At 42.5% G+C, this 24,824-nt stretch carries 23 protein-coding genes; 21 read left to right on the top strand and 2 right to left on the bottom strand.

The window, feature by feature from the left end:
- Positions 1 to 16: 16 nt before the first annotated feature.
- The 9 genes from rnr to radA all read left to right on the top strand — a co-directional run bounded on the left by rnr (position 17) and on the right by radA (position 9,482).
- Positions 17 to 2,269: a ribonuclease R gene (rnr, locus tag CYCME_RS09180; protein ID WP_223253180.1), complete on the top strand. Its 2,253-nt coding sequence runs from the start codon at positions 17 to 19 to the stop codon at positions 2,267 to 2,269.
- On the top strand, positions 2,269 to 3,024 hold the full coding sequence (gene rlmB / locus CYCME_RS09175) for a 23S rRNA (guanosine(2251)-2'-O)-methyltransferase RlmB (RefSeq protein ID WP_015005513.1): 756 nt from the start codon (positions 2,269 to 2,271) through the stop codon (positions 3,022 to 3,024). The genes rnr and rlmB overlap by 1 nt, the downstream gene beginning before the upstream one ends.
- A gap of 317 nt (positions 3,025 to 3,341) precedes the next feature.
- The gene (gene rpsF, locus CYCME_RS09170; protein ID WP_016389668.1) at positions 3,342 to 3,770 is read left to right on the top strand and encodes a 30S ribosomal protein S6; all 429 of its coding nucleotides are present in this window, start codon (positions 3,342 to 3,344) and stop codon (positions 3,768 to 3,770) included.
- A 32-nt stretch (positions 3,771 to 3,802) separates the two neighbouring features.
- Positions 3,803 to 4,039: a 30S ribosomal protein S18 gene (gene rpsR / locus CYCME_RS09165; RefSeq protein WP_015005515.1), complete on the top strand. Its 237-nt coding sequence runs from the start codon at positions 3,803 to 3,805 to the stop codon at positions 4,037 to 4,039.
- 35 nt (positions 4,040 to 4,074) lie between these two features.
- Complete coding sequence (locus tag CYCME_RS09160) at positions 4,075 to 4,977, top strand: DUF2232 domain-containing protein (RefSeq protein ID WP_020932830.1); 903 nt, start codon at positions 4,075 to 4,077, stop codon at positions 4,975 to 4,977.
- Positions 4,978 to 5,022: 45 nt separating this feature from the next.
- Complete coding sequence (gene rplI, locus CYCME_RS09155; protein WP_015005517.1) at positions 5,023 to 5,472, top strand: 50S ribosomal protein L9; 450 nt, start codon at positions 5,023 to 5,025, stop codon at positions 5,470 to 5,472.
- Between the two features lie 113 nt (positions 5,473 to 5,585).
- The gene (dnaB, locus tag CYCME_RS09150; RefSeq protein ID WP_015005518.1) at positions 5,586 to 6,983 is read left to right on the top strand and encodes a replicative DNA helicase; all 1,398 of its coding nucleotides are present in this window, start codon (positions 5,586 to 5,588) and stop codon (positions 6,981 to 6,983) included.
- Positions 6,984 to 7,033: 50 nt separating this feature from the next.
- Positions 7,034 to 8,128, top strand: a complete 1,095-nt coding sequence (gene alr, locus CYCME_RS09145) for an alanine racemase (protein ID WP_020932829.1) — start codon at positions 7,034 to 7,036, stop codon at positions 8,126 to 8,128.
- Positions 8,118 to 9,482 (top strand): DNA repair protein RadA, encoded by a 1,365-nt coding sequence (gene radA / locus CYCME_RS09140; protein ID WP_020932828.1) that lies wholly within the window; start codon positions 8,118 to 8,120, stop codon positions 9,480 to 9,482. The genes alr and radA overlap by 11 nt, the downstream gene beginning before the upstream one ends.
- A gap of 68 nt (positions 9,483 to 9,550) precedes the next feature.
- On the opposite strand, the gene CYCME_RS09135 is transcribed toward radA, so the two are convergent.
- Positions 9,551 to 10,153: an FHA domain-containing protein gene (locus tag CYCME_RS09135; RefSeq protein WP_015005521.1), complete on the bottom strand. Its 603-nt coding sequence runs from the start codon at positions 10,151 to 10,153 to the stop codon at positions 9,551 to 9,553.
- Positions 10,154 to 10,218: 65 nt separating this feature from the next.
- A complete protein-coding gene (locus CYCME_RS09130; protein ID WP_073023727.1) occupies positions 10,219 to 11,472 on the bottom strand; it encodes an HlyC/CorC family transporter in 1,254 nt (417 codons plus the stop codon).
- A 174-nt stretch (positions 11,473 to 11,646) separates the two neighbouring features.
- Between CYCME_RS09130 and CYCME_RS09125 the strand changes: the two genes are divergently transcribed.
- From CYCME_RS09125 to CYCME_RS09070, 12 genes are all read left to right on the top strand, one after another.
- Complete coding sequence (locus tag CYCME_RS09125) at positions 11,647 to 13,089, top strand: sigma-54 dependent transcriptional regulator (protein WP_041932946.1); 1,443 nt, start codon at positions 11,647 to 11,649, stop codon at positions 13,087 to 13,089.
- A 118-nt stretch (positions 13,090 to 13,207) separates the two neighbouring features.
- Positions 13,208 to 14,395: a sensor histidine kinase gene (locus tag CYCME_RS09120; protein WP_020932825.1), complete on the top strand. Its 1,188-nt coding sequence runs from the start codon at positions 13,208 to 13,210 to the stop codon at positions 14,393 to 14,395.
- 1 nt (position 14,396) lies between these two features.
- A complete protein-coding gene (locus CYCME_RS09115) occupies positions 14,397 to 15,740 on the top strand; it encodes a sigma-54-dependent transcriptional regulator (RefSeq protein ID WP_020932824.1) in 1,344 nt (447 codons plus the stop codon).
- 39 nt (positions 15,741 to 15,779) lie between these two features.
- On the top strand, positions 15,780 to 16,097 hold the full coding sequence (fliE, locus tag CYCME_RS09110) for a flagellar hook-basal body complex protein FliE (RefSeq protein WP_015005526.1): 318 nt from the start codon (positions 15,780 to 15,782) through the stop codon (positions 16,095 to 16,097).
- 48 nt (positions 16,098 to 16,145) lie between these two features.
- Positions 16,146 to 17,810 carry a flagellar basal-body MS-ring/collar protein FliF gene (fliF, locus tag CYCME_RS09105; RefSeq protein ID WP_015005527.1) on the top strand — a complete coding sequence of 555 codons (1,665 nt, stop codon included), beginning with the start codon at positions 16,146 to 16,148 and terminating at the stop codon, positions 17,808 to 17,810.
- Positions 17,810 to 18,829 (top strand): flagellar motor switch protein FliG, encoded by a 1,020-nt coding sequence (gene fliG, locus CYCME_RS09100; protein WP_015005528.1) that lies wholly within the window; start codon positions 17,810 to 17,812, stop codon positions 18,827 to 18,829. Before fliF ends, fliG begins: the two co-directional genes overlap by 1 nt.
- Positions 18,822 to 19,454 (top strand): flagellar assembly protein FliH, encoded by a 633-nt coding sequence (locus tag CYCME_RS09095; RefSeq protein ID WP_015005529.1) that lies wholly within the window; start codon positions 18,822 to 18,824, stop codon positions 19,452 to 19,454. The genes fliG and CYCME_RS09095 overlap by 8 nt, the downstream gene beginning before the upstream one ends.
- Positions 19,451 to 20,836 carry a flagellar protein export ATPase FliI gene (fliI, locus tag CYCME_RS09090; RefSeq protein WP_041932945.1) on the top strand — a complete coding sequence of 462 codons (1,386 nt, stop codon included), beginning with the start codon at positions 19,451 to 19,453 and terminating at the stop codon, positions 20,834 to 20,836. Before CYCME_RS09095 ends, fliI begins: the two co-directional genes overlap by 4 nt.
- A gap of 9 nt (positions 20,837 to 20,845) precedes the next feature.
- Positions 20,846 to 21,286: a flagellar export protein FliJ gene (gene fliJ / locus CYCME_RS09085; RefSeq protein WP_223253240.1), complete on the top strand. Its 441-nt coding sequence runs from the start codon at positions 20,846 to 20,848 to the stop codon at positions 21,284 to 21,286.
- Positions 21,287 to 21,369: 83 nt separating this feature from the next.
- The gene (locus CYCME_RS09080; RefSeq protein ID WP_020932822.1) at positions 21,370 to 21,600 is read left to right on the top strand and encodes an OadG family protein; all 231 of its coding nucleotides are present in this window, start codon (positions 21,370 to 21,372) and stop codon (positions 21,598 to 21,600) included.
- An 11-nt stretch (positions 21,601 to 21,611) separates the two neighbouring features.
- Positions 21,612 to 23,405: a sodium-extruding oxaloacetate decarboxylase subunit alpha gene (gene oadA / locus CYCME_RS09075; RefSeq protein WP_020932821.1), complete on the top strand. Its 1,794-nt coding sequence runs from the start codon at positions 21,612 to 21,614 to the stop codon at positions 23,403 to 23,405.
- A 12-nt stretch (positions 23,406 to 23,417) separates the two neighbouring features.
- Positions 23,418 to 24,551: a sodium ion-translocating decarboxylase subunit beta gene (locus tag CYCME_RS09070; protein ID WP_015005534.1), complete on the top strand. Its 1,134-nt coding sequence runs from the start codon at positions 23,418 to 23,420 to the stop codon at positions 24,549 to 24,551.
- Positions 24,552 to 24,824: the final 273 nt, after the last annotated feature.

Raw genomic sequence — 24,824 nt, 5'->3', positions numbered from 1 at the left:
CGTGTGGGCTTTAGGCTTGTCAACTCTATTATTAACTTTCCCATTAGTGTCTAAACAGAAGCGAAGCAATAAATTGTCAAACAACGAGACAACGTCTTTAGGTAGTAAAGAACCTATCAATAAAACCCAACTTATCAATTATTTAACTCAGCAAAAACGTCCGCAAAGTTGGATAGATATTGTGAGTGGGTTGAATGTCCAATCAAAGCGTGAAAAGAAAACAGTGTCGCGCCATTTATCTGAGATGTTGAAATCCGGCCAGTTGCTATTTAATCGAAAAGAGCAATATTGCTTGGTGCAACAAAGTGATCTTGAAACGGGCATAGTCATAGGTCATGCGGACGGTTTTGGGTTTTTAAAACGTGATGCGGGTGGTGACGATATGTTTATCCCTCCACATGAGATGCGAGCGTTAATGAACGGTGACCGCGTGGTAGTTAGCCGTGGAAAATTGAACCGTCAAGGAAAGCTTGAGGCGCGAGTGGTTGAGGTTCTGGAGCGGAAAGTTAAGACAGTCGTTGGGCGATTTTTTGATGTGATGGGTATTTTTCATGTTGAAGCAGAAAATAAACGGATTTTCCAGCATATTTTTATTCCCCCCGAGGCGACGTTAGGTGCTAAAGACGGCCAGATAGTGATGGCTCAGATCACCCATTACCCTTCTTCACGTACGCAAGCTATCGCCAAGGTGATTGAAGTGATGGGTGACCATATGGCGCCTGGCATGGAGATCGATATGGCCATTCGCTCTTACGAATTGCCAAACAGTTGGTCGCAGGCGGTATTGGATGAGGCGCAGCGTTTCGATACCAGTGTTGTTGAGGCCGACTTGGCCGACCGTAAAGATATTCGTAAATTACCTTTTGTAACCATTGATGGTGCAGATGCTCGCGACTTTGATGACGCGGTGTTTTGTAAAAAAATGGCGAAAGGTTGGAAGCTATGCGTGGCGATTGCCGATGTGTCTCATTATGTAAAGCCACAAAGTGCAATTGATACAGAGGCGTATGAGCGTGGAACATCCGTATATTTTCCCGAAAAAGTTATCCCAATGCTGCCCGAAGTATTATCAAATGGTTTGTGTAGTCTAAACCCACAAGTAGATCGTTTATGTGTGGTTTGTGAAATGCGAATCGATGAGCAAGGAACGGTTACATCAACCAAGTTTTATAATGGCGTAATGTATTCACATGCACGGTTAACCTATGATGAAGTCGGGTTGATTTTTGACGAGGCAGCACCTGAATTATTGCTTAAGCATAAAAAATTACTGCCTCATTTAAAAGAATTAAGGGCGCTCTATGAAGTAATGAAAGGTGCTGCAGATGAACGTGGTGCGCTTGAGTTCGATACATTTGAAACACGCTTTGTTTTTGATAAAGGTCGAAAAATCAAGGCAATTGAGCCGGTTGTTAGGCATGATGCCCATCGGCTTATAGAAGTGTTTATGATTGCAGCGAATGCATCAACAGCTAACTTTTTAGCGAAACACGAAATGCCTAATTTGTTGCGTATTCATGAAGGCCCCAGTGTTGATCGTTTGTTGAAATTGAGGGGGTTCTTGTCAGAGTTGGGTTTGAGTCTAGATGGCGGAGAAGAACCAAAACCGCAACACTATAAACAGTTAATTGCGAGCATACAAAACAGGCCAGATGCCCATTTGATTGAAATGGTGATGCTGCGCTCAATGTCTCAAGCGATGTATGGCCCAGAACAACAAGGGCATTTCGGCTTGGCGTTAGAACTGTATGCGCACTTCACGTCGCCTATTCGCCGTTATCCTGACTTATTAACGCATCGTGCCATTAAGCACGTTATCGCAAAACAAAAGGCAGGGAGCTTTACCTATTCAAAGAGTGATATGACGCTATTTGGTGAGCATTGTTCTTTTTGTAGTAGGCGAGCAGACGAGGCAACACGTGATGTGGAGAGTTGGCTGAAATGTGAATTTATGATGGACAAGATTGGCCAAGAATTTAGTGGTGTTGTCTCTTCAGTGACCTCCTTTGGTTTGTTTGTAGAACTAGATAAGATTTTTATCGATGGTTTGGTTCACGTTACTGGCTTAGGTGATGATTATTACCACTTTGATGCCAGTAAGCATCGTTTGTTAGGCGAGCGTACCAATAAATCATTTCGTTTGGGCGATCGACTAAAAGTAAAGGTGGTTAAAGTAAGCTTAGATGATAAAAAAATTGATTTGGCATTGGCGGGTGTAGAGCAAAAGAAAAAAATTGTGACTAAACGTCGTAGGAAGAAGAAACGCTAATGGCTGAAGTGCAAAAAATTCATGGAATTCATGCTGTTCAAGCGCTTATTAAAGCGAGGCCTGATCATATCGTTAATGCATGGATGGATCGACAGCGCAAAGATGCAAAGCTGCAAGCAATAAAACAAAGTCTGGATGAGGTTGGTATTCGCGTTGACTATGTTGATAAGAAAACATTAGAGAAATTGTCCAGCAATGCAAACCATCAAGGTGTTTTGTTAACCGCTAAATTGCCACAAGAACGAACAGAAGAGCAACTTAAGAAGGCGCTTAAAGAACAACAAGACCAAGCATTTTATTTAGTGTTAGACCAAGTGACCGACCCGCATAATTTAGGGGCTTGTTTAAGAACAGCGTTGGCCGCAGGGGTGCAAGGGGTTATTGTGCCAAAAGATAATGCCTGTCGCTTAAATGCGACTGTTTGTAAAGTAGCCAGTGGTGCTGCTGAATTGCTTCCGGTCTATCGTGTGACCAACTTAGTGAGAACCTTGAAATACCTTAAGACTGAAGGGGTTTGGGTTAGCGGGGCTGCTGGAGAAGCAACAAAAGATGTTTTTGAGGCTGAATTGACCGGGTCTGTAGCGATTGTGATGGGAGCAGAAGGTAAAGGCTTGAGGTCTTTAACGCAACAGCAATGCGACCAATTAATTAAAATACCGATGTCCGAAAAAGTGGAAAGTCTAAATGTTTCTGTTGCTACGGGTATTATTTTGTATGAAGTGCTTAGACAAAATCAACGATCATTGAATTCATAAAAAATCAGTCAGGCATCAACCCTTATAAGTGTTCATCAGAATAAGCAAAAGAGCCTGTTGAATAAAACAAGTCTGTTTGGTTGGTTTTTGGGTCGTTGATGAGCCGACAAAGTTTGCTTAAGGCGTTTAAGCAGTAAAGGGCTTGTTTAAAAACTGAGCCGTTTCTATGGTTAACAGTTTAACTATTAGAGCTAACTTGATTTGCAGTACTGATACCTGTAAAATCGCGCGTTCGAAATTGTAGCTTGTATGATCAGACTACAATCCTTGCCTTACCTGAGTGTGTCAGGAAGGCTGATAATCCTAAAGGAAATAAAATGAGACATTACGAAGTTGTATTTTTGGTTCACCCGGATCAAAGTGCGCAAGTTCCTGCAATGGTTGAGCGTTATAGCGCATCAATAACAGAGCGTGGCGGAAACATTCATCGAGTAGAAGATTGGGGCAGAAGACAGCTTGCATACCCCATTAACAAAATCCATAAAGCACATTACACATTGATGAACATCGAGTGTGATCAAGCGGCTCTAGAAGAATTAGAAAAAGCCTTCAAGTTTAATGATGCTGTGATTAGAAATATGATCATGCGTCGTGATGAAGCAACGACAGGTACCACACCACTTGCCAAGTCAAACGAAAAAGAAGCGGCTAAACCCTATGTAAAGCCAGTTGAAAAGAAAGCTGAATCATCAGCCGAAACAACAGAAACGTCTGAGCCTGCTGCTGAAAAAGCAACAGACGCATAGACACTGTACAACGTATAATTTAAGGAATAGACATGGCATTTGATAAAGGTTTTAGACGCCCACGTTACTGCAAATTCACTGCAGAAAATGTAAAAGAAATTGATTACAAAGATTTAGATACATTAAAAGAATATATGACCGAAACTGGGAAAATTATTCCTGCACGTGTGACGGGTGTTAAAGCAAAGTACCAACGTCAGTTAACGGCTGCAATTAAGCGAGCTCGTTTCTTATCGTTGATTCCATATTGCGACGCGCACGAACGGTAGATTTATGTCGCGAGTAATCGCGGGCTAAGCCTTGTATGATGAAAGCAGTAGCAACATTTATTATGCAAGGTGGTCGGCAGGCCACCATTGTTTCAGCAACGATGGCAATTTTGTCATTGTTAATGCCGCCATTATTAATCATTAGCGTTGCCTGTGTTTGCTTGGTAACATTAAGAAATGGGTCTGCTGATGGGCTTAGGGTTGTAATTGGCTCAACCGTCGCGACTGCGTTAATAGGCTATATAGTATTAGGAACATCGTTAGTTTCTTTTACATATTTGTTTATTATGTGGTTACCTGCTTTTTTGATATCGCTGGTATTACGAGAGACAGGGGAGCTAAACAAAGCACTTGAGTTTTTAGTCATACTTGGGATGTTAGCGGTAACGGGGCTTTATTTAACAATAGATAACCCTGCACAGCTATGGGCAACAGGCATTCAAGAGGTTGTTAAAGCCCTTGCAGAACAACAAGAGTTGCCGGTAACCGAGGCAGAACTTGAAGAAGGTTTGCTGTTCTGGTCTCAGTACATTACTGGTGTTGTAGTGGCCGGTACGCTTATTAGTTTACTGATGAGTTTGCTGTTAGGCAGATGGTGGCAAGGCTTGTTATTTAATGAAGGTGGTTTCGACAAAGAGTTTAGCCACCTTCGTTTATTACCACGTGATGGGTTAGTATTCGCAATACTGGTTGTGTTAGGCGTGTTATTAGACGGACAGTTTGCCGAATATATATTGAACTTGGATATACAAGTTCTTTTATTGTTTTTTATAGTTGGTGTGTCAGTGGTACATGTAGTAATCAAGGGTAGAGGTGGTAGCCGTTATTTGCTCTTTGTTTTTTACATGGCGATATTTTTTGTGCCACATTTGATCTTGCCTTTGGTGTTGATTGGCTTATCAGATGTTTGGATGGATTGGCGTCAGCGGTTTGTTTGAATCGCACGCTGAGTTAAATTTTAAAATAAATAGGATTTAGTAAAGATGAACATTATTCTTCTTGAAAAGGTAGCAAATTTAGGTAACTTGGGTGACAAAGTAACAGTAAGGCCCGGTTTTGGACGTAATTTTTTAATCCCCGGTGGTAAAGCAGTTCTTGCGACGCCAGCCAGGATTAAAGAATTTGAAGCACGTAGAGCAGACCTTGAAAAAGCAGAAGCTGAGCGTCTAACAAAAGCTCAAGCAAGAGCAGAAGCCATTGAAGTGTTAAACTTAACTATTACTCACCAGGCGGGTGAAGAAGGTAAGTTATTTGGATCGGTCGGCTTACCGGATATTATTAAAGCATGTGCGGATGCAGGTGTAGAAGTTGATAAGCAAGAAATTAAATTACCTGAAGGTTCAATTAGACAGACAGGTGAATTTGAAGTGGCTATCCACTTACATACTGATGTTGTTGCATCACTAAAATTGGCGGTTGTAGCTGAAGCTTAGGACACCACATTTAAAAAAAGCCGGTGTCATTTGGCACCGGCTTTTTTTTGCAAAGAAGATTTCACCTTCCTGTACAATCGTAAAAACTTTCAATTTATCTTCAAAAACTGCTCATGTCTGAAGAACCATTATTTGACTATGAAATGCCCGATGAGACAGAGTTTCTTCGTGTTCCACCTCACTCATTACAAGCCGAACAATCAGTTTTAGGCGGTTTAATGTTAGATAATCAGTGCTGGGATACAGTGGCTGATAAGGTTTCACCAGAGGACTTTTACCGTAAAGAACACCGGTTAATTTTTGAATCGATTGCAGACTTAGCAAAAAAAGACGAGCCTTTCGATGTTGTTACTATTTCCGAAGTGCTCGGGCAAGCTGGGGAATTAGAAAGTGTCGGTGGTTTAGCGTATTTAGGGGCGCTCGCAAAAGATACGCCTAGTGCAGCAAACATTGTTAGCTATGCAGCTATTGTTCGGCAACGATCTGTTCGGCGTCAGCTTATTCATATTGGTAATGAAATATCAGATTCTGGGTTTGATACTGAAGGCCGAGACATAAATGAATTGTTGGACGAAGCTGAAAGTAAAGTTTTCAAAATTGCCGAACAGGGTGCAAAAGGGCAAAAGGGTTTTGAATCGATTAAAAACTTATTGGGCGTAGCCGTTGATAAGATTACCGAATTACATGAAAACCAAAATGCTATTACCGGTGCGAGTACCGGGTTTTCTGATTTAGATGAAATGACATCCGGTCTTCAACCGGCTGATTTAATTATTGTCGCTGGCCGACCTTCAATGGGCAAAACCAGTTTTGCAATGAACTTGGCAGAAAACATAGGCATTCAAAGTGGCTTGCCTATCGCCGTATTTAGTATGGAGATGCCGGGTGATTCATTAGCGATGAGAATGATGTCTTCTTTAGGCCGTATTGATCAGCATAAAGTTAGAACCGGACAGCTTGATGATGATGAGTGGCCACGAATGCAATCTTCAATTAATCTGTTGGCAGAAGCTAAAATATTCATTGATGACACAGGAGCACTGAGCCCAATTGAGGTTCGTGCCCGAGCAAGGCGACTGATGAAAGAACATGGTCAGCTAGGTTTGATTGTTCTCGATTACTTACAATTGATGCAATCACCATCGAAAAGTGAAAGCCGTGTAGCAGAGATTTCAGATATTTCGCGTTCATTGAAAGCCTTAGCCAAAGAGTTAAATGTGCCAGTTATTGCTTTATCTCAGTTGAATCGTAATTTGGAGCAACGGCCGAATAAACGACCAGTGATGTCTGACTTGAGGGAGTCGGGAAGTATTGAGCAGGATGCCGATGTTATTATTTTTATTTATAGGGATGAAGTGTATAACGAAGACTCTGACGCAAAAGGTGTGGCAGAAATTATTATTGGTAAACAGCGTAATGGGCCGATTGGCACCTGTCGGTTGACGTTTTTAGGGCAATATACGCGGTTTGAGAACTATGCCAATGACAGTTACATTGATGATGAATATTGATGTGATGGTTAATTAGTGGCCCATCAACGCATTATGACGTTAGAATAATTATGTCTTTTCACCCCGAAGCGGTTATTGATTTATCGGCATTAACACATAATGCTGATGTTGCTCGTAGAGCAGCTCCTAACTCAAAACTTATGGCGGTAATAAAAGCAGATGCTTATGGGCATGGCATGTTAGCGGTTGCTCAGGCGTTGTCATCGGTTGATGGTTTTGCTGTAGCACGGCTAGAAGAAGCAATAAAACTTAGACAAGCAGGCATCGATAAAATAATTCTTGTGTTAACTGGGTTTTCTTCTCAAGCAGACCTTGAGCAGTTTTGTGCCTATGACCTAGATGCAGTTATTCATAGTGAGTACCAAGTAGAGCTACTCCATTCAGCTGATGTTTCAACACCGATATCTGCTTGGTTAAAAATAAATACGGGGATGAACCGTCTAGGAGTTGATGCGTCCGCAGTGCCGAGGCTTTACGACGCTTTGCAACTATCTGGAAAGCTGCGTTTGCCGGTTAAGTTAATGACTCACTTGGCCTGTGCGGACGATATGAATTCATCGTCTACCACCTCTCAAATTAGTGTGTTTGATGAGGCTACGCTCGGTTTGAACGGTGAACAAAGTATTGCTAATTCAGCTGGGTTGTTAGGTTGGAAGCATGCACAAAGACACTGGGTGCGTCCTGGCATAATGCTATATGGTGCCAGCCCGTTTTGTGACTCAACAGCAAGTGATGATAATTTGCTTCCTGTGATGACACTAAAAAGCAGGGTTCTATCAATAAGAACGGTTAGAAAATCGGGCTGCGTCGGTTATGGTTCAACTTGGCAAGCTAATAGAACCAGCCTAATAGCAATTGTTGCGATTGGTTACGGCGATGGTTACCCGCGCCATGCTGTGACAGGAACACCCGTTTTGGTAGCGGGCCAAGTAGCCCCATTAGTAGGCTGTGTTTCAATGGACTCGATTACGGTGGATATCAGTCAATGCAATAATGTTCGCGTGGGTGATGAAGTTGTTTTATGGGGACGTGGTTTGCCCATTGAGGAAGTGGCTGAAAAAAGTGGTACGATTTCCTATGAGTTATTGTGTGGGGTTACTCATCGTGTCAGTCGATCTATACGGGAAACATTAAATGTCGAGTAAACCTAAAACTGTTTATAGCTGTCAAGAATGTGGGGCGAGTGCAACTAAATGGGCTGGACAATGCCAAGATTGTGGTGGCTGGAATACTCTGCAAGAATCAACGCTGAGCGGTTCCTCTAAAGTAAACCGTTTTAGTGGTTATGCTGACCAAGCCAGCTCGGCTGAAGTGCAAATCTTATCTTCTGTAACAGCGCAGCGTTTAGAGCGTACTCAAAGTGGCATGGATGAGTTGGATCGAGTACTCGGTGGAGGTATTGTTCCCGGCTCAGCAATTCTTATTGGTGGTGATCCTGGGATTGGTAAATCAACCTTATTGCTGCAATCATTGGCGAGTATGAGTCAACGTACTAAAACGCTCTATGTAACGGGTGAAGAGTCTGCTCAACAAGTAAGTATGCGTGCGACGCGACTTCATTTATCAGTCGATAAAGTTAATATTTTATGTGAAATTGCACTCGAAACCATATTGGCGACAGCAGAAAAAATGTCAGCAGATGTTTTGGTTGTAGACTCTATTCAAACGGTTTTTAGTGATGAGTTACATTCTGCGCCCGGCTCGGTTGGGCAGGTACGTGAATGTGCTGCACGGCTGGTACGATTTGCTAAACGCACAAATACCACCATATTTTTAGTGGGCCATGTCACCAAAGAAGGGGCGATTGCTGGTCCACGTGTTTTAGAACATATGGTGGATTCTGTTTTATATTTTGAGGGTGATTCGGGAAGCCGTTTCCGCGTGATAAGGGCGATTAAAAACCGCTTTGGTGCGGTTAATGAGTTGGGCGTTTTTGCGATGACAGAAAAAGGGCTTCGCGAAGTGACAAATCCCTCTGCTATTTTTCTTTCGCGTCACGAACAAGAAGTGCCTGGTAGTGTTGTAATGGTGACTCGCGAAGGGACTCGTCCACTTCTGGTTGAGGTGCAAGCATTGGTCGATGAAAGTAGGCAAGGAAACCCTAAACGGGTTACTGTCGGGATGGACCAAAACCGTTTGGCGATGCTGTTGGCTATTCTACATAGGCATGGGCAATGCTCATTACTTGACCAAGATGTATTTGTAAATATCGTTGGTGGCCTACGTGTTATGGAAACAGGTGGTGATTTGGCAGTCGTTGCAGCGTTATTATCTAGCTTTAAATCTAAAAATATCTCTAAAGACTGGGTGGTGTTTGGTGAGTTAGGCCTATCAGGGGAAGTTCGCCCTGTGCCTAATGGTGAGGAGCGTCTAAAGGAAGCCGCGAAACACGGTTTTAAGTTTGCACTAGCGCCTAAAGGAAATATTCCTAAGGAAGGTGTCGATGGTCTAAAAATACACCCGGTGAGCGTGTTAAGGGATGCATTGCAGTTTTTTTAGAAGCATTTTTTGAAGAGTAATGACTAAAGTAGAAGCTGCCCTTCCACTCTGTTGCTTATATTTAAGGGTTATTCAGTAAAAAAGAGATATTTATTGTCTGCAATGTTTAAGACATTGTTATTAGCCAATTTGGTCTCGCTGGATATCGTGTTGCCGTCGATGGAAATGCTAATATCGTCCATTAACCTTGAAATATAATACCCGTCGGCTCTCTTAGCAATCATTGCGGGTGTGGTGTTAGTAATATTGACTTCATTAACAGCCTTATTTAACGCGCTAACTAGGCCGATGTTGGCACCATTTAGAGCTTGAAGGTTTGCTTTGCCTACTGGGCGTAACGATGGTTGCGCAGTTGATGTGTCTGAGGTGTCGATATCATCGATGGTAGAAAAAGAATAAAGAAGACTGTGTTTTCCGATGTTAATTTTGTCGCCTTTCTTAATGGCCTCTTTTTGAATTGGCTGCCCATTAATAAAAGTGGGGAACTGTTCAGATACGCTTTCAATAAAGTATTCGTTAGCAACCCGAGTCACTTTTAAGTGTGTTGGTGCGATAGCAAGGCTGTCGATAATAAATGTATTGTCAGGGTCCCTGCCGATGGTTGAGGTGTTTTGTTCGAGTTGGAATACCTCAATGGGCTTGCTGTTAAAAAAAAGAGTCAGTTTAGCCATAAGTCATATTCCATTATTTTTTTATATTAAATTAGAGGCACCATAATCGTTATTTTTCATAACGATTATGATGATTGAAATTTTGCCAGCTTTACAGCATTGTCTTCAGTTAATACGATTTCAACAGAGTGTTTATATAGTTTTAAACTGGTTCCTTGTTCTGGAATAGATTCAAGGTATTCAATAATTAGCCCGTTTAATGTTTTAGGGCCGTTGGTTGGCAATTTCCAGCCCATAGAACGATTAAGTTCTCTAATGGTAATGTTGCCGCTAACGAGTATGCTGCCATCTGCTTTTTTCTGAATGTCAGGAGAGCTATCTGAAAAGTCGGTGGTGAATTCACCGATCACTTCTTCTAACAGGTCTTGTAAAGTTATTAAGCCCAAAATGGAGCCATATTCATTTACAACAAAAGCAAAGCGCTGTTTGTTCTGTTGAAAGTTAATCAGTTGTTTATACAGGCTTGTGTTATTTGGAATAAAGTAAGGTGGTTGCTTAATGTCTAATAATTGTTGATGACTAAAGTCACCACTGTTAGCTAACTGCAAGATATCTTTCGTTCTTAAAAAGCCTTGAATAGAATCCATATTAGTTGAAAAAACCGGCAAGTTAGAATAGGACGCATTCAATAATTGTTTTTTTATATCATCGATGTCGTCATCAAGATCAACACCGTGAATATCGTTAATAGGGGTCATAATATCTTCAACGGTGGCCTGTTGAAGATCAAGAATACCCAGTAGCATGCCTTTATGCTCATCGGGAATTAGGTTTCCAGCCTCGGTCACAACAGTACGTAATTCATCATGGTGCAAATGTGTGTCTGTATCATGTTGAACATGGATGCCCACCATTCTTAGTAATAAGTTAGATAAGGTGTTGATGACCCAAACGAGTGGGTAAAGGAGCTTTAATAAAGGTGTGTATATAATGGATGCAAAAAAAGCTAAACGTTCAGGATGGCTAGCTGCCCAAGTTTTTGGTGCGACTTCAGAAAAAATTAAAATAATGAAAGTCAGTAACCCCGCGGCAATAGCGATACCTGATTCGCCATATAGGCGTAAGGCTAGGATGGTTGCAATCGATGAGGCGAAAATGTTAATAAAATTATTGCCTAATAAAATAAGGCCGATTAATCGATCTGGCTTTTTTAACAGGGTATGGGCCATCTTGGCGCCTAAATGGCCGCTTTTGACAAGATGTATAAGCCGATACTTATTCAAGCGCATCAAGGCAGTCTCAGAGCCGGAAAAAAAAGCGGATAATAAAATAAGGATGAATAACGTGGAAAAAAGAAATCCCAGTGAAAGGTCTGTCACGGCGTGTGGCTCAAATTAATATAATGTACTTTCTAAGACTTGTTTGTATAGCTGTCAAGTTAAAACACAGCGGAAGTCTAAAACAGCACGTTAACGCACAAAAAATTGCACGAGGTGTCGGTTTTTTGACATACTAATTGAAATTTATATTTCATGACATGGGTTTATTGCTTTATGGCATTACAAAAAGTTTTTTTGATAGGTGATGATAAAGATCGCTGCTCAGAAGTAATAACAGTATTAAATTTTTTAGACTATAAGGTTAAATTATTAACCTTGGATAAGTTACAAAGTGAAGTCAACGATGATGAGTCACCACTGGTTATTCTTTGTGATGATGTGAGCTTTAAGGACGATGAAATCCATTCTTTTTATTCAGAGCCTAAGCACCAGCAACCATTTTTGTATTTACATAACAAAGGGTGCGCGCCTAAATTGTCTAAAACCATAGCGAGCTACCTCGTCCCCTTAGAGTGGCCAACGACCTATCAGCACTTTATTAACAGTATTCGTCAGTTACAGTCTGTAGGGCATTCACTGACACAAGAGACTTCAGAGCGAGCAACTCAACTATTTAGAAGTTTGGTAGGTAATAGTCAGGAGGTTAAACGTGTTAGGCAGCTAATTCAACAGGTATGCGTTTCGGATGCAACGGTGTTAATTCTTGGTGAGTCGGGTACAGGAAAAGAAGTTATTGCGAGAAATATTCATTACCATTCGACACGCCGTCAAAAGTCTTTTGTGCCTATCAACTGTGGAGCAATACCAGCAGAGCTGATTGAAAGTGAGTTGTTTGGTCATGAAAAGGGAGCCTTTACTGGTGCATTAACAGCAAGGCAGGGACGTTTTGAGTTGGCAGAAGGTGGGACTCTATTTCTTGATGAAATTGGTGATATGCCGATGCAAATGCAGGTAAAGTTACTACGAGTGTTACAGGAAAAAGTATTTGAGCGGGTGGGGGGTACTAAGTCTATTGAGTGTAATGTTAGGGTGCTAGCTGCGACACATCGAGATTTAAAGCAGGAGATTGAAAAGGGCAGCTTTAGGGAAGATTTATTTTATAGATTAGATGTATTTCCTATTAGTATTGCGCCATTAAGAAATCGCGCTGAAGATATTCCTATGCTGGTGAGTGAATTAGTGCAGCGTATTGAAAATGATAATAAAGGCTCTGTGCGCTTTACCTCGGGTGCATTGATGGCGCTATGTCAGTACGACTGGCCTGGTAATGTTAGAGAGTTGGCAAATATGGTAGAGCGACTTGCCATTATTCATGCTTACGGGGTTGTAGATGTTAAGGACTTGCCTGATAAGTTTCAGCAGTACGATAGTGCACCGGTGGTTACACAAGAGGAGTTGCTGCTTGAGTCGCCAATATTCGACGAGACAAGTTTATTAAATCATCATTCGGTGACTAATGGCCATCATGCGGTAGGTATCTTGCCTGAGCAAGGGATGGATCTTAAAGAGCATTTGAATAACCTTGAGTATTCATTAATTCAACAGGCGTTAAATGATTCGGATGGTGTGGTGGCGCATGCCGCTAAGAAGTTAAGTATGCGTCGAACGACTCTAGTTGAGAAGATGCGGAAACATGAGATTAACCGCGCGGATTAAGTGACCAATATTTGACATTCGTTAAATCAATACTTCATAACATATTGTTTATTAAGTATTAAATAATATGGCACGTTTTTGGCATTGTTTGTGAGTACCACAATTACAATGGCAGAAAATGAGTTTACTTGCTACATCAGATAAGGTTCATCAGAGCCAACCACTTGAAGATGCTTTTCATACGTTTAATCAAGTGTCGCAACACCTAACGGAGTCATACCAGCAACTCGAACAACAGGTGGTTGTTTTAAGTGATGCGCTAGCTCAATCTAACTCAGAAAAAATACAGCACTTATCAGACAAAGAGGCCTTAGCGACTCAATTGGAAGGGTTGATTGAGGCTATTCCTGGTGCAGTTATTGTTCTTGATGTTCAGCAGAAAGTTGTCAAGCTAAATGCTTGCGCTAGATCCTGGGTGGATGGAGATGTACTAGGGTTACCGTGGGATAATGTACAGACAAATTATTTGATTCCCGATGAGCAGCTTGCAGATCAATTTAGTCTAAAGACGGGGCAAATAGTCGCCTTATCCACCACAAGCTTAGGTGGGCAATCTGGTAGTGTCGTTTTACTAACCGATATCACTCAGCAACGAGAGTTACATCAACAGCTTGAGCATAAAAAGAAACTGGCTGAAATGGGTGAGTTTTCCGCAGGCTTGGCTCATCAAATCAGAACGCCTTTAGCGTCTGCATTATTGTATGCCTCGCAACTGAATACAGGTGTATTAAGTCATGAGGCGCAGCAAATTTTTGCCGCAAAACTACTTGATAGATTAAGGCTATTGAACACACAAGTAACAGATATGCTGAATTATTCGCATCATGGTGAGTTTGTGAAGCAGCCCGTTAAATTAACAACGTTTATTAAGGGCTTAAGCGATTTGTATCAGGATAAACCAGTTGCTTTTGAGGGTCGTGATGCAGAAGAGTCTATACAGCTTTATATCAGTAAAAATGCTTTGCTCGGCGCGATTGGTAATTTGCTAGATAACGCCTTAGATGCGACTAAGTCGGGTGAATCTGTGACATGTTCAATAAGCTTGAACGGTGACGCTAACCTAAGAATCACCGTGGCAGACCAAGGGCATGGCTTGAGCAAAAAGCAGCAACAACGAATATTCGAGCCCTTCTATACCAATAAAGCCAATGGAACAGGGTTAGGTTTGGCTGTGGTCAGTAATGTGGTTAACGCCCACGCGGGTGACATTAAATGGGTCTCAAAGGTAGGGGTTGGGACCACGATGGACGTTCAATTACCGGTGGTAATGTCATCGTCCATGAAGCAACTACAAGGGAGTATGTAAGGTGATAAAACAAATAGATGTGTTAATTGTTGAAGATGATGAACCATTGCAAGAAGCTATTCAAGATGCGTTAACGGCTTACGGTTATCAAACAAAGTGCGCTGCTAACGGCCTTGAAGCACTTAAAGTGCTGGAGAAGTATCAGGCTCGTTTAGTGATCAGTGATGTTCAAATGGACGGAATGGGTGGTCAAGAACTACTTGAAATGCTCAAAGTGCGGTTTCCAAACTTACCGGTTTTATTAATGACTGCGCATGCCACAGTGGAGCAGGCCGTCAAGGCGATACAAGCAGGTGCATCAGACTATTTAACAAAACCCTTTGAGGTGGACCAACTCATTGTTCATGTGGAGCAAACGATCTCGCCAAGAGAAACCGCGTTTGGTGAACTACCCAGTAATGACAGCTGTATGAAAGACATTGTGGCGTTAGCAGGGCGTGTCGCTAAAAGTGAAGCGACGGTATTGATACAGGGCGAAAGTGGCACGGGTAAAGAAGTGTTATCGCGATTTATTCACAAAAACTCGCCTAGAAGTAAAAAAGAATTTGTGGCGATAAATTGTGCGGCGATTCCTGAAAACATGCTTGAAGCGATGTTGTTTGGCTATGAAAAAGGGGCGTTTACAGGTGCATATCAGTCGTCAGCAGGAAAATTCGAGCAGGCACAAGGCGGGACTATTTTGCTGGATGAAATCTCTGAAATGAATATTTTATTACAGGCTAAATTGTTGCGTGTTTTACAAGAAAAAGAAGTGGAGCGCTTGGGCGGCAAAAAAACCATAGCGCTTGACGTGCGTGTATTGGCGACCACCAATAAAGACCTAAGAACCCTGGTGAACGAGGGTAAGTTTAGAGAGGATCTGTTGTATAGGATCAATGTGTTCCCCATCAATATACCACCACTAAGAGAGCGAAAAGCAGATGTTCTGGCTTTGTCGAAAACGATGATCGCGCGACATTATAACGGCGACCAATCGCCACCAACACTATCAGCTAACGCCATTAAACTGCTTGAAAAGCATGATTGGAAAGGGAATGTTCGTGAGTTGGAAAATGTCATTCAGCGGGCTTTAATTATGGCAAATGGCTCAATGATTACTGAGAACGATTTGATTTTTGAATCGACACCATCAGCAATAAGCACAGAGCCGCTTGAGAGGCCTGAGACGGCAGAAAATGAGTTGAGTGCAGGTGTTAGAGCGGTTGAAGATAAGCTTATTCTCGATACGCTAGTTAGTGCTAATGGCAGTCGTAAAAATACTGCCGAACGGCTTGGTATCAGTGCAAGAACACTGCGCTACAAAATTGCACGGATGCGTGAGGCGGGCGTTGAAATCCCTGCATGATGGTATTAATTGTTCAGAAACACGGTAAGGAAAAAGACTATGAGTAACATGGAAATAAATAATGTATTGGCCCAAATGCGGGCGATGTCGGCGCAAGCTTCAAATACAGTTGCAGAAGCAAAACCAACAAATTCGTCAGACTTCTCAACAATGCTGAGTCAGTCAATTGAAGCGGTGAATAAAACACAACAAGAAGCCAGTACGCTATCAGAAGCTTTTACGAAAGGTGAAACGGATGCCAGTTTGGCTGAAGTAATGGTGTCTTTGCAAAAAGCAAACTTATCATTTCAGACGGTTCTGCAAACTAGAAATAAGTTAGTAGATGCCTATAAAGATGTTATGCGGATGAGCATGTAAGCGTGTTTGCTAATGCTCATAAAAATTACTTAAAGCAGGTTTACTAATATGGCAACTTCCGCCGAACAAGCAACTATTCAATTATCACCAAACAATATGATGGTGCGTCAGCTGGGCGTGATGCTCGCGCTGGCCATCAGTGTCGCCTTAGGTGTTGCGGTGGTGTTGTGGTCACAAACGCCAAACTACAGCCTGTTATATAGTAGTTTGGGTGATAGGGAATTAAGCGAAGTAATGTCTGGTTTGCAGCAATCAGGGGTTGAGTATAAGTTAGAAGCGGGTTCAGGCGCTATATTGGTTCCTTCGTCACAAGTTGATGAGTTGCGTTTAAAATTAGCCGGTTTAGGTCTGCCACGTGGTGGTGGACAAGGGTTTGAATTATTAGAAAAAGAAACCGGTTTTGGCGGTAGTCAAGCTATCGAAAAAGCGCGTATTCAACGTGCATTAGAAGGTGAAATAGCCCGCTCCATTGTAACTATACAAAGTGTACGTTCTGCGCGTGTTTTATTAGCCATTCCAAAGCAGTCCGTGTTTTTACGGCATCGTAAAAAACCCAGTGCTTCGGTGGTTGTTGATATGCATCAAGGGCGAGAGCTGAATAAACCTGAAGTTGCCGCTATTTTGCACTTGGTGTCATCAGCGGTGCCACAGCTTGATGTATCGCAAGTAACCGTTGTTGACCAAAAAGGTGCTCTATTAAGTGCTAAAACATCAAATGATGTTATGTCTCTGACAAGCAACCAATTTGAGTTTAAGCAAGGTGTTGAAGAGCATTTAATCAACCGGGTTGAAAGTATTTTATTGCCGATTGTTGGCGCAGGTGCTATTCGTGCATCGGTCTCAGCGGATGTTGATTTTACGACGACAGAGCAGACACAAGAGCAATATAACCCCGACTTGGCCGCTTTAAGAAGTGAGCAGGTGACCGAAGAGCAGAGCAATTTAGCAGGTGTGCAAGGTGTTCCGGGTGCGCTCTCTAATCAACCGCCTGCAGCTGGGGTCGCACCAGAAGTTGCTGAAGGTGAATTGGGAAGCACTGCATCGGCGACCACGAATGTTAATAAACGGTCCATTAAGAACTACGAATTGGATAAGAAAATCAGCCACACTAAATTGTCTAGCGGCCGTGTAAAACGAATAACTGTGGCCGTTGTAATAGATAATAAACAAGGAGCGGTCACCGCTGAGGGTGGAGCGAGTGCTTCAGAACCCTATAGCGATGAGGATGTCGCTAAATTCACTGTGCTCGTGAAAGAGGCTGTTGGTTTTAATGCATTGCGAGGAGATAGCGTAACCATTACTAATTTGGCATTTAGGCAGCCAGATGTTCCTGTTGCCTTGCCTGAAGTGCCCTTGTGGGAACAAGCCTGGGTGCTAGATGCTGCTAAACAGGTTGTCGGCGGGGTTTTTGCGCTAATCTTGATATTTTTTGTATTAAGGCCCACTATTAAAACGTTATTAGAAAAACCAACTGCAGCGGGTTTACCAGCAAGCGGTCAAGGCACGCAGATGACCCCTAGTGGCGCTATGGCGACAGAGGCAAGAGCTTCTCAGTCAGCGGGGGAAAGGTCTTTGGAGCTTGAGTCAGATGAGGAACTGATGATGTTAGAAGCACCTAAAAGTTACGAACAGCGTTTAGAGATGGCCCAAAAGATAGCGGGTGAAGATCCTAAGCGGGTTGCCCAAGTCATGAAAACATGGATAAAAGAATAATGGCTGAAGAACAAATAAGTGCACATGAATTAAGTGGAACAGCGAAGGCTGCAGTACTATTGTTGTCTTTAGGTGAAGACTATGCGGCAGGTGTTATGAAACACATGGGGCCTAAAGAAGTACAACAAGTTGGTACAGCCATGGCCTCACTTGAAAATGTGACGACGGAAATGCTGGATTCAGTTGTAGGGCACTTTATTACCACCATTGGCGGGCAAACGGCGTTAGGCATAGATTCGGACAAATACATTAAAAATGTGCTGACCAATGCGCTAGGAGTGGATAAGGCGGGTGGCGTCATTGACCGGATTTTGTTGGGCAGAAACTCTAAGGGGTTAGAGCAACTTAAATGGATGGATCCACGGTCGATTGCAGACTTTATTCGTTTAGAGCATCCACAAATCATGGCCATCGTCTTATCGTATTTAGACAGTGATCAAGCCGCTGAAACATTGGGTTATCTGCCAGCCTCGCAGAGGTCTGATGTGCTCATGCGTATTGCCGTACTGGATGGTGTACAACCAGATGCATTACAAGAGCTCGATGCGATTATGGAAAATCAGTTAGCTGGAAACTCTGGTGCTCAAACTGCCCAAATGGGTGGTATTCAAACGGCAGCCAATATTTTAAATTTCTTAGAAGGTTCGATGAGTGCCGAACTTATTGATGCGGTAGTCGAATCAGATGATGAAATTGGACAATTAATTCAAGATAAGATGTTTGTCTTTGATAATTTGATTGATGTTGACGATCGTGGCATTCAAAGCTTACTCAAAGAGGTGTCTACTGATGTATTAACGCTGGCATTACGTGCAGCAGAAGAAGCGTTGAAAGAAAAAATATTTGCAAATATGTCTAAACGTGCCGCCGAAATGCTGCGTGATGATATGGAAGCCGCTGCACCTGCTAAGGTGAGTGATGTAGAGGCGGCGCAAAAAGAAGTGTTAGTGATTGCAAGACGTTTGGCAGACTCAGGTGAAATTGCGTTAGGTGGCTCTGGAGGCGAGGAGTTTGTCTAATTCATCAACAAAAAAAGAGGTTGTTTCTTCTTGGCGTTTTCCATCATTTGTCGAGGGTGACTCTGTTGATGTGGATATAGCTCATGTTAAAGCCCCGACGGCTGGTGATCTTGAAAAACTGCAAGAACAAGCAATGCAAGAAGCCTCTAAAAAAGGCTATGAAGAAGGGCTTGCAAAAGGGTTAAGGGCGGCTGAAGCACAAATTTCACAACAGGTTAAATCCTTGGAGTCTGTTATTCAGTCGTTAGTGAGCCCGTATGAAGAATTTGACGAGCGTGTAGAGAATGAAATTGCCTCGCTTGCGATTCAGATCTCAAAACAGCTGATTCGACGAGAATTAAAAGCCGATGCGGGGCAGGTCGTTGGTGTTGTAAAAGAAGCACTAAGCGCATTACCTTCAAGTTCACAAAATATTCAATTATTTTTACACCCTGATGATGCGGCGTTAATAAAGTCAGCGCTTTCAATTGATGATGAGGCCCGTTGGAAAATTGTTGAAGACCCAGTTATTACCAGAGGTGGTTGTCGTGTTGCTACCGACGCATCAACAATTGACGCAACCATTGAAAACCGCCTGTTAGCCATCATTGCTAAAGCCTTGGGTGATGAAAGAGCGGTGTCGTGAACGATTTATCATTTGTAACGCAACGTACAGATAAATGGCTTAAGCGCCTTAAAGAATATCAAGAACGAATTGAAGAGCCTCAGCCAATGTTGGTAGAGGGACGATTAACACGAATGGTCGGTTTGACATTGGAAGCGGTTGGTTGTCGCTCGACAATTGGAGGGCGCTGTATGATAGAAACGGCGGATGGCCATCAAACCGAGGCGGAAGTCGTTGGTTTTTCGGGCGAACGTTTATATTTAATGCCAACGGGCGATATTAGAGGTCTTGAGCAAGACTGTCGAGTTATTCCTATGGGCTTGAGTAGTATGGCGCATGTCGGACCTGGTTTATTAGGTCGAGTTGTGGATGGCGGCGGTAAACCAATTGATGGCAAAGGCCCTGTGCATACGACTGACACAATGCCTTTACACGGCCGTGCCATGAATCCCTTGGGGAGACGGGCTATAACGGAGCCTTTGGATGTTGGTATTGGGACTATTAATTCATTATTAACGGTTGGGCAGGGCCAGCGAATAGGCTTGTTTGCTGGCAGTGGCGTAGGTAAAAGTGTATTGCTTGGCATGATGACGAAATATACGAAAGCGGATGTGGTCGTGGTGGGCCTTATTGGTGAGCGTGGTAGAGAGGTGAACGAGTTTGTTAGAAAAACTTTGGGAGCCGAAGGAATGGCGCGAGCAGTGGTGGTGGCGTCACCAGCGGATGACCCGCCATTGATGCGGATGCATGGTGCTATGTTGGCGACCAGTATTGCTGAATACTTTCGTGATCAAGGAAAGAATGTATTGTTGTTGATGGATTCGCTAACGCGTTATGCACAAGCTCAAAGAGAAATTGCCTTAGCGATCAATGAGCCACCTGCAACAAAGGGTTATCCGCCCTCTGTGTTTAGTAAGTTGCCCAGTCTAGTTGAGCGCGCAGGTAATTCAGACAAGGGTAATGGCTCTATTACAGCCTTTTACACAGTATTGACTGAAGGGGATGATACAAATGATCCAATTGCAGATGCAAGTCGAGCAATTTTAGATGGGCATATCCATTTGTCACGACGTTTAGCAGAAGCAGGGCACTTTCCGGCGATAGACATGGAGGCATCAGTGAGCCGGTTGATGACAGAAATTGTGCCAGAAGACCATCAAGAGATGGCACGTGAATTTAGAAAAATAAACTCGACCTATCAACAAAATGCAGATTTAATCAATGTTGGTGCCTATCAGCCCGGTAGTAATTCGTCGGTTGATGAGGCCATTGATATGCATGAATCAATGTTAGAGTTTCTTCAGCAGAGAATAACCGAATCGGTTAATTTTGATGAAAGTATTGAAGGTTTGGAAAGTGTTTTACAACATAGAAAGCCGGCAGCTATGTCAAAGGTATTATAAATGGGGGGAGTGTTGAAAAAGTCAAAGAGGCTTGGTCCGGTTAAACAAATTGCTGAAAACAATGAAACAGCCGCTGCGATGAAAATGAATCAATCGCTTCAAGCCCAGCAAGAATCTCTAGCGCAACTAGAGAAACTAAAAGAGTACCGTAATGATTATACCGTTCAGTTTAAAACGAAGGGGCAAGTGGGGATGTCAGCGTCACGGTTACGTGAGTATCAGGAGTTTGTTCAAAAACTTGATCAGGCCATTGAAGAACATAGCAAAACGGTGCAGTCATTACAGGAAAAGTTAGGCCAGCATCAACAGGCCTTTAAAAAAACGAATAGTCGAAAAAAAGTAGTTGAAAAGTTGATCGAAAAATCTAAACAGCATGAATTAAGAGAAACTGGCAGGCTGGAACAAAATGAGTCCGATGACCGTATGGTAAAAGGGTTTGAGCTGGATTAGGAGCAGTTTTTAAACACCTTTTTTAACAAAGCGTTTGTATATTTATTGTGTTTTTCAGCAAGGGGTGCTTTATAATACAGCTTATGAATATCACAAACTTATTAGAACAAGGTGTGGAACTAATGTTACTTGGAATGGGGATGGTATTCTTCATCTTGGGTATGTTAGTTTTTGCTATCAAAGGGATTTCTGCTGTTATTCAACGATACGAACCCGTTGTTGAGCACAGTAGTAAATCGTCTGTTTCCACAGATATTAGTGAAGATATCGTTACAGCGATTACGGTTGCTGTTCAACGTTTTCGCTCTAAATAAACTTAAAAATCATGAAAAATCCTTTAAAAATTACTGATGTCGTGTTGCGCGATGCTCATCAATCCCTATTTGCAACCAGGTTACGTATTGAAGATATGTTACCGATTGCGGAAAAATTAGACAAAATTGGCTATTGGTCATTAGAAACTTGGGGCGGAGCAACATTTGATGCTTGTATTCGTTATTTAGGTGAAGACCCATGGGAGCGTTTGCGATTACTAAAAGCGGCGATGCCTAATACACAACAACAAATGCTATTACGTGGGCAGAACCTATTAGGCTATCGTCATTATGCTGATGATGTTGTTAGAAAGTTCGTAGAGCGTGCTGCAGACAATGGTATGGATGTTTTCCGTATTTTTGATGCGATGAACGATGTGCGTAACTTAGAGACGGCCATTAAAGCAACTGTCGAAGTAGGCAAACATGCGCAAGGTACAATCTCATATACAGAAAGCCCAGTACACACGCTAGAAAATTGGGTCGATATGGGTAAGCGGTTAGAAGATGCCGGCTGCCATTCGATCGCGATTAAAGATATGGCAGGACTTTTGAAACCTTATGATGCTGAGATATTGGTGAAGCGTTTAAAAGCCGAGTGTGATCTACCAATTGCTTTACACAGCCATGCAACAACTGGGATGAGTGTAGCAACCTGTCTTAAAGCAGTCGATGCAGGGCTTGATATGCTAGACACAGCTATTTCGTCCATGAGTATGACATACGGTCATTCACCAACGGAAACCTTTATTGCAATGTTGGAAGGAACTGATCGCGAGACGGGTCTAGACATTGAGAGCGTTGAAGAAGTAGCGGCCTATTTTAGATCAGTACGGCCAAAGTATGCGGAGTTTGAAGGGTCGCTGAAAGGTGTCGATTCAAGAATTCTTATTGCACAGGTCCCTGGTGGCATGTTGACAAACCTAGAAAGTCAATTGAAGCTGCAAAATGCAGGTGACAAAATTGATGAGGTGTTAGCAGAAATTCCACGTGTACGTAAGGACCTTGGCTATCTTCCTTTAGTAACCCCAACATCACAAATTGTAGGTACTCAGGCAGTGATGAACGTTTTGATGGGTGAGCGTTATAAATCTATCAGCAAAGAAACATCAGGTGTATTAAAAGGCGAATATGGTGCAACACCTGCAGCAGTGAATAAAGAGCTTCAAGAGCGTGTATTGGATGGCGCTGAAGCGATTGCTTGTCGTCCAGCTGACTTGATTGATGATGAGTTGGAGAAAATTTCATCAGAATTTAAAGAAAAAGCCGAAAAAGATAGTTTGCCATTGGCCGATGAGGTCATTGATGATGTGTTGACATATGCGTTATTTCCACAGATAGGCTTGGACTTTATTAAAAATAGACATAACCCTGATGCGTTTGAGCCGGTTCCAACAGGCGTTGTTACTCAAGCAACAGCTGAAAAAGGCGGTAGTGAAGTATATGATGTGGCCGTTAATGGTAAAACATATCAGGTTGAAGTGGGTCCAAGTGGCTCGATTGAAAATCTAACACCTTCTTCAGCTGCTAGTAAAGTGGTTGCGAAAGCAGCTGAACCAACACAAGAGACAACATCAGGCGCGGTTTGTCAAAATGAACCCTTGTTGTCTCCAATGGCCGGTAATATTGTGCGCATAGCAATGGCGGCAGGAGATGATGTGTATGAAGGTGATGTAGTGATTATTTTAGAAGCCATGAAGATGGAAACTGAAGTAAGGGCGCATATTGAAGGTCAAATTTCAGATGTTTTCGTAAAAGAAGGTGAGTCAGTTCCTGCTGGCGCGCCGTTAGTACTTATTTGCTAAGGTTTATATAATATGGATAGTGGCGTATTACAAATTTGGCAGTCGACGGGTATTGCAAACTTTGAATGGGGCAATATATTAATGATAGCCATTGGCTTATTATTAATATATTTAGCCATTTCAAAAAACTTTGAACCCTTGTTATTACTGCCGATTGGTTTTGGTGGAATTTTAGCTAATATTCCAATTGCTGGCATTAGTGGGCCAGATGGAATGCTAGGTATTTTGTACCATATGGGCGTTGATACTGGCTTGTTCCCTTTGCTTATTTTTATGGGGGTTGGTGCATTAACAGATTTTGGAGCGCTTATAGCGATGCCAAGTTTATTGGTACTCGGTGCGGCAGCCCAATTTGGTATCTTTGCAACGCTTCTTGGCGCTTTGGCGATGAACCTAATACCGGGTATGGAATTTAGTTTGTCTGATGCGTCGGCGATTGCCATTATTGGTGGCGCAGATGGCCCAACAGCTATTTTCTTAGCCTCTAAATTAGCACCTGACTTATTAGGCGCTATTGCAGTGGCTGCATATTCATATATGGCTTTAGTGCCGCTAATTCAACCACCTATCATGCGTGCATTAACCTCAGAGTCTGAGCGAAAAGTTGAAATGAAGCACTTGCGGCATGTGAGTAAGAAAGAGAAGATAATCTTCCCATTAACTATATTAACGGCGGTTATTCTATTTTTGCCAGCGTCAGCACCTTTGGTTGGAATGTTAGCCTTCGGTAATTTAATGCGAGAAAGTGGTGTGGTTGATCGTTTAAGTTCTACAGCACAAAATGAACTTATTAATATTGTGACTATTTTCCTAGGCTTAGCTGTTGGCTCGAAACTATCAGCGGATAAGTTTTTAACTGCTGAAACACTTGGTATCTTAGTGTTAGGAATGGCGGCATTTTCCATTGGTACTGCAGGTGGTATTTTAATGGGTAAGTTAATGCACAAGGTAACGGGCGGCAAAGTTAATCCACTCATTGGTGCTGCAGGTGTGTCGGCAGTTCCTATGGCGGCCCGTGTGGTTAATAAAGTAGGGCTAGAGTCTAACCCTCATAATTACTTATTAATGCATGCGATGGGGCCTAACGTAGCGGGTGTTATTGGTTCTGCGGTCGCGGCAGGTGTTTTGCTGGCAATAGTTAATTAATATCGGTCATTATCTAGGTAAAGAAATGAACGCAGCATTGATTGCGCTCAAAAATATACCCTGAACACTGACCTGCCTACAGTAAGGTTAGATGAGAGTAATCTAAACCAAAGCCATAACGTTACTGATTAAGTTAAAAATCACCCTTAATAGAAATATTGGGGTGATTAGCCTTAATAATTTGTGGGGTTATCTTACGGTTCTTTTCGCTGCCTTTTAATTCAATCTATCAATCACTGACACTGGATTTCTTAGAAAGCTTTAAAAGGGCCA

Origin of the sequence: Cycloclasticus zancles 78-ME (genome assembly GCF_000442595.1) — a bacterium.
In the GTDB taxonomy this organism is placed as follows: domain Bacteria; phylum Pseudomonadota; class Gammaproteobacteria; order Methylococcales; family Cycloclasticaceae; genus Cycloclasticus; species Cycloclasticus pugetii.
This window is presented reverse-complemented; position numbering and strand designations above follow the sequence as displayed.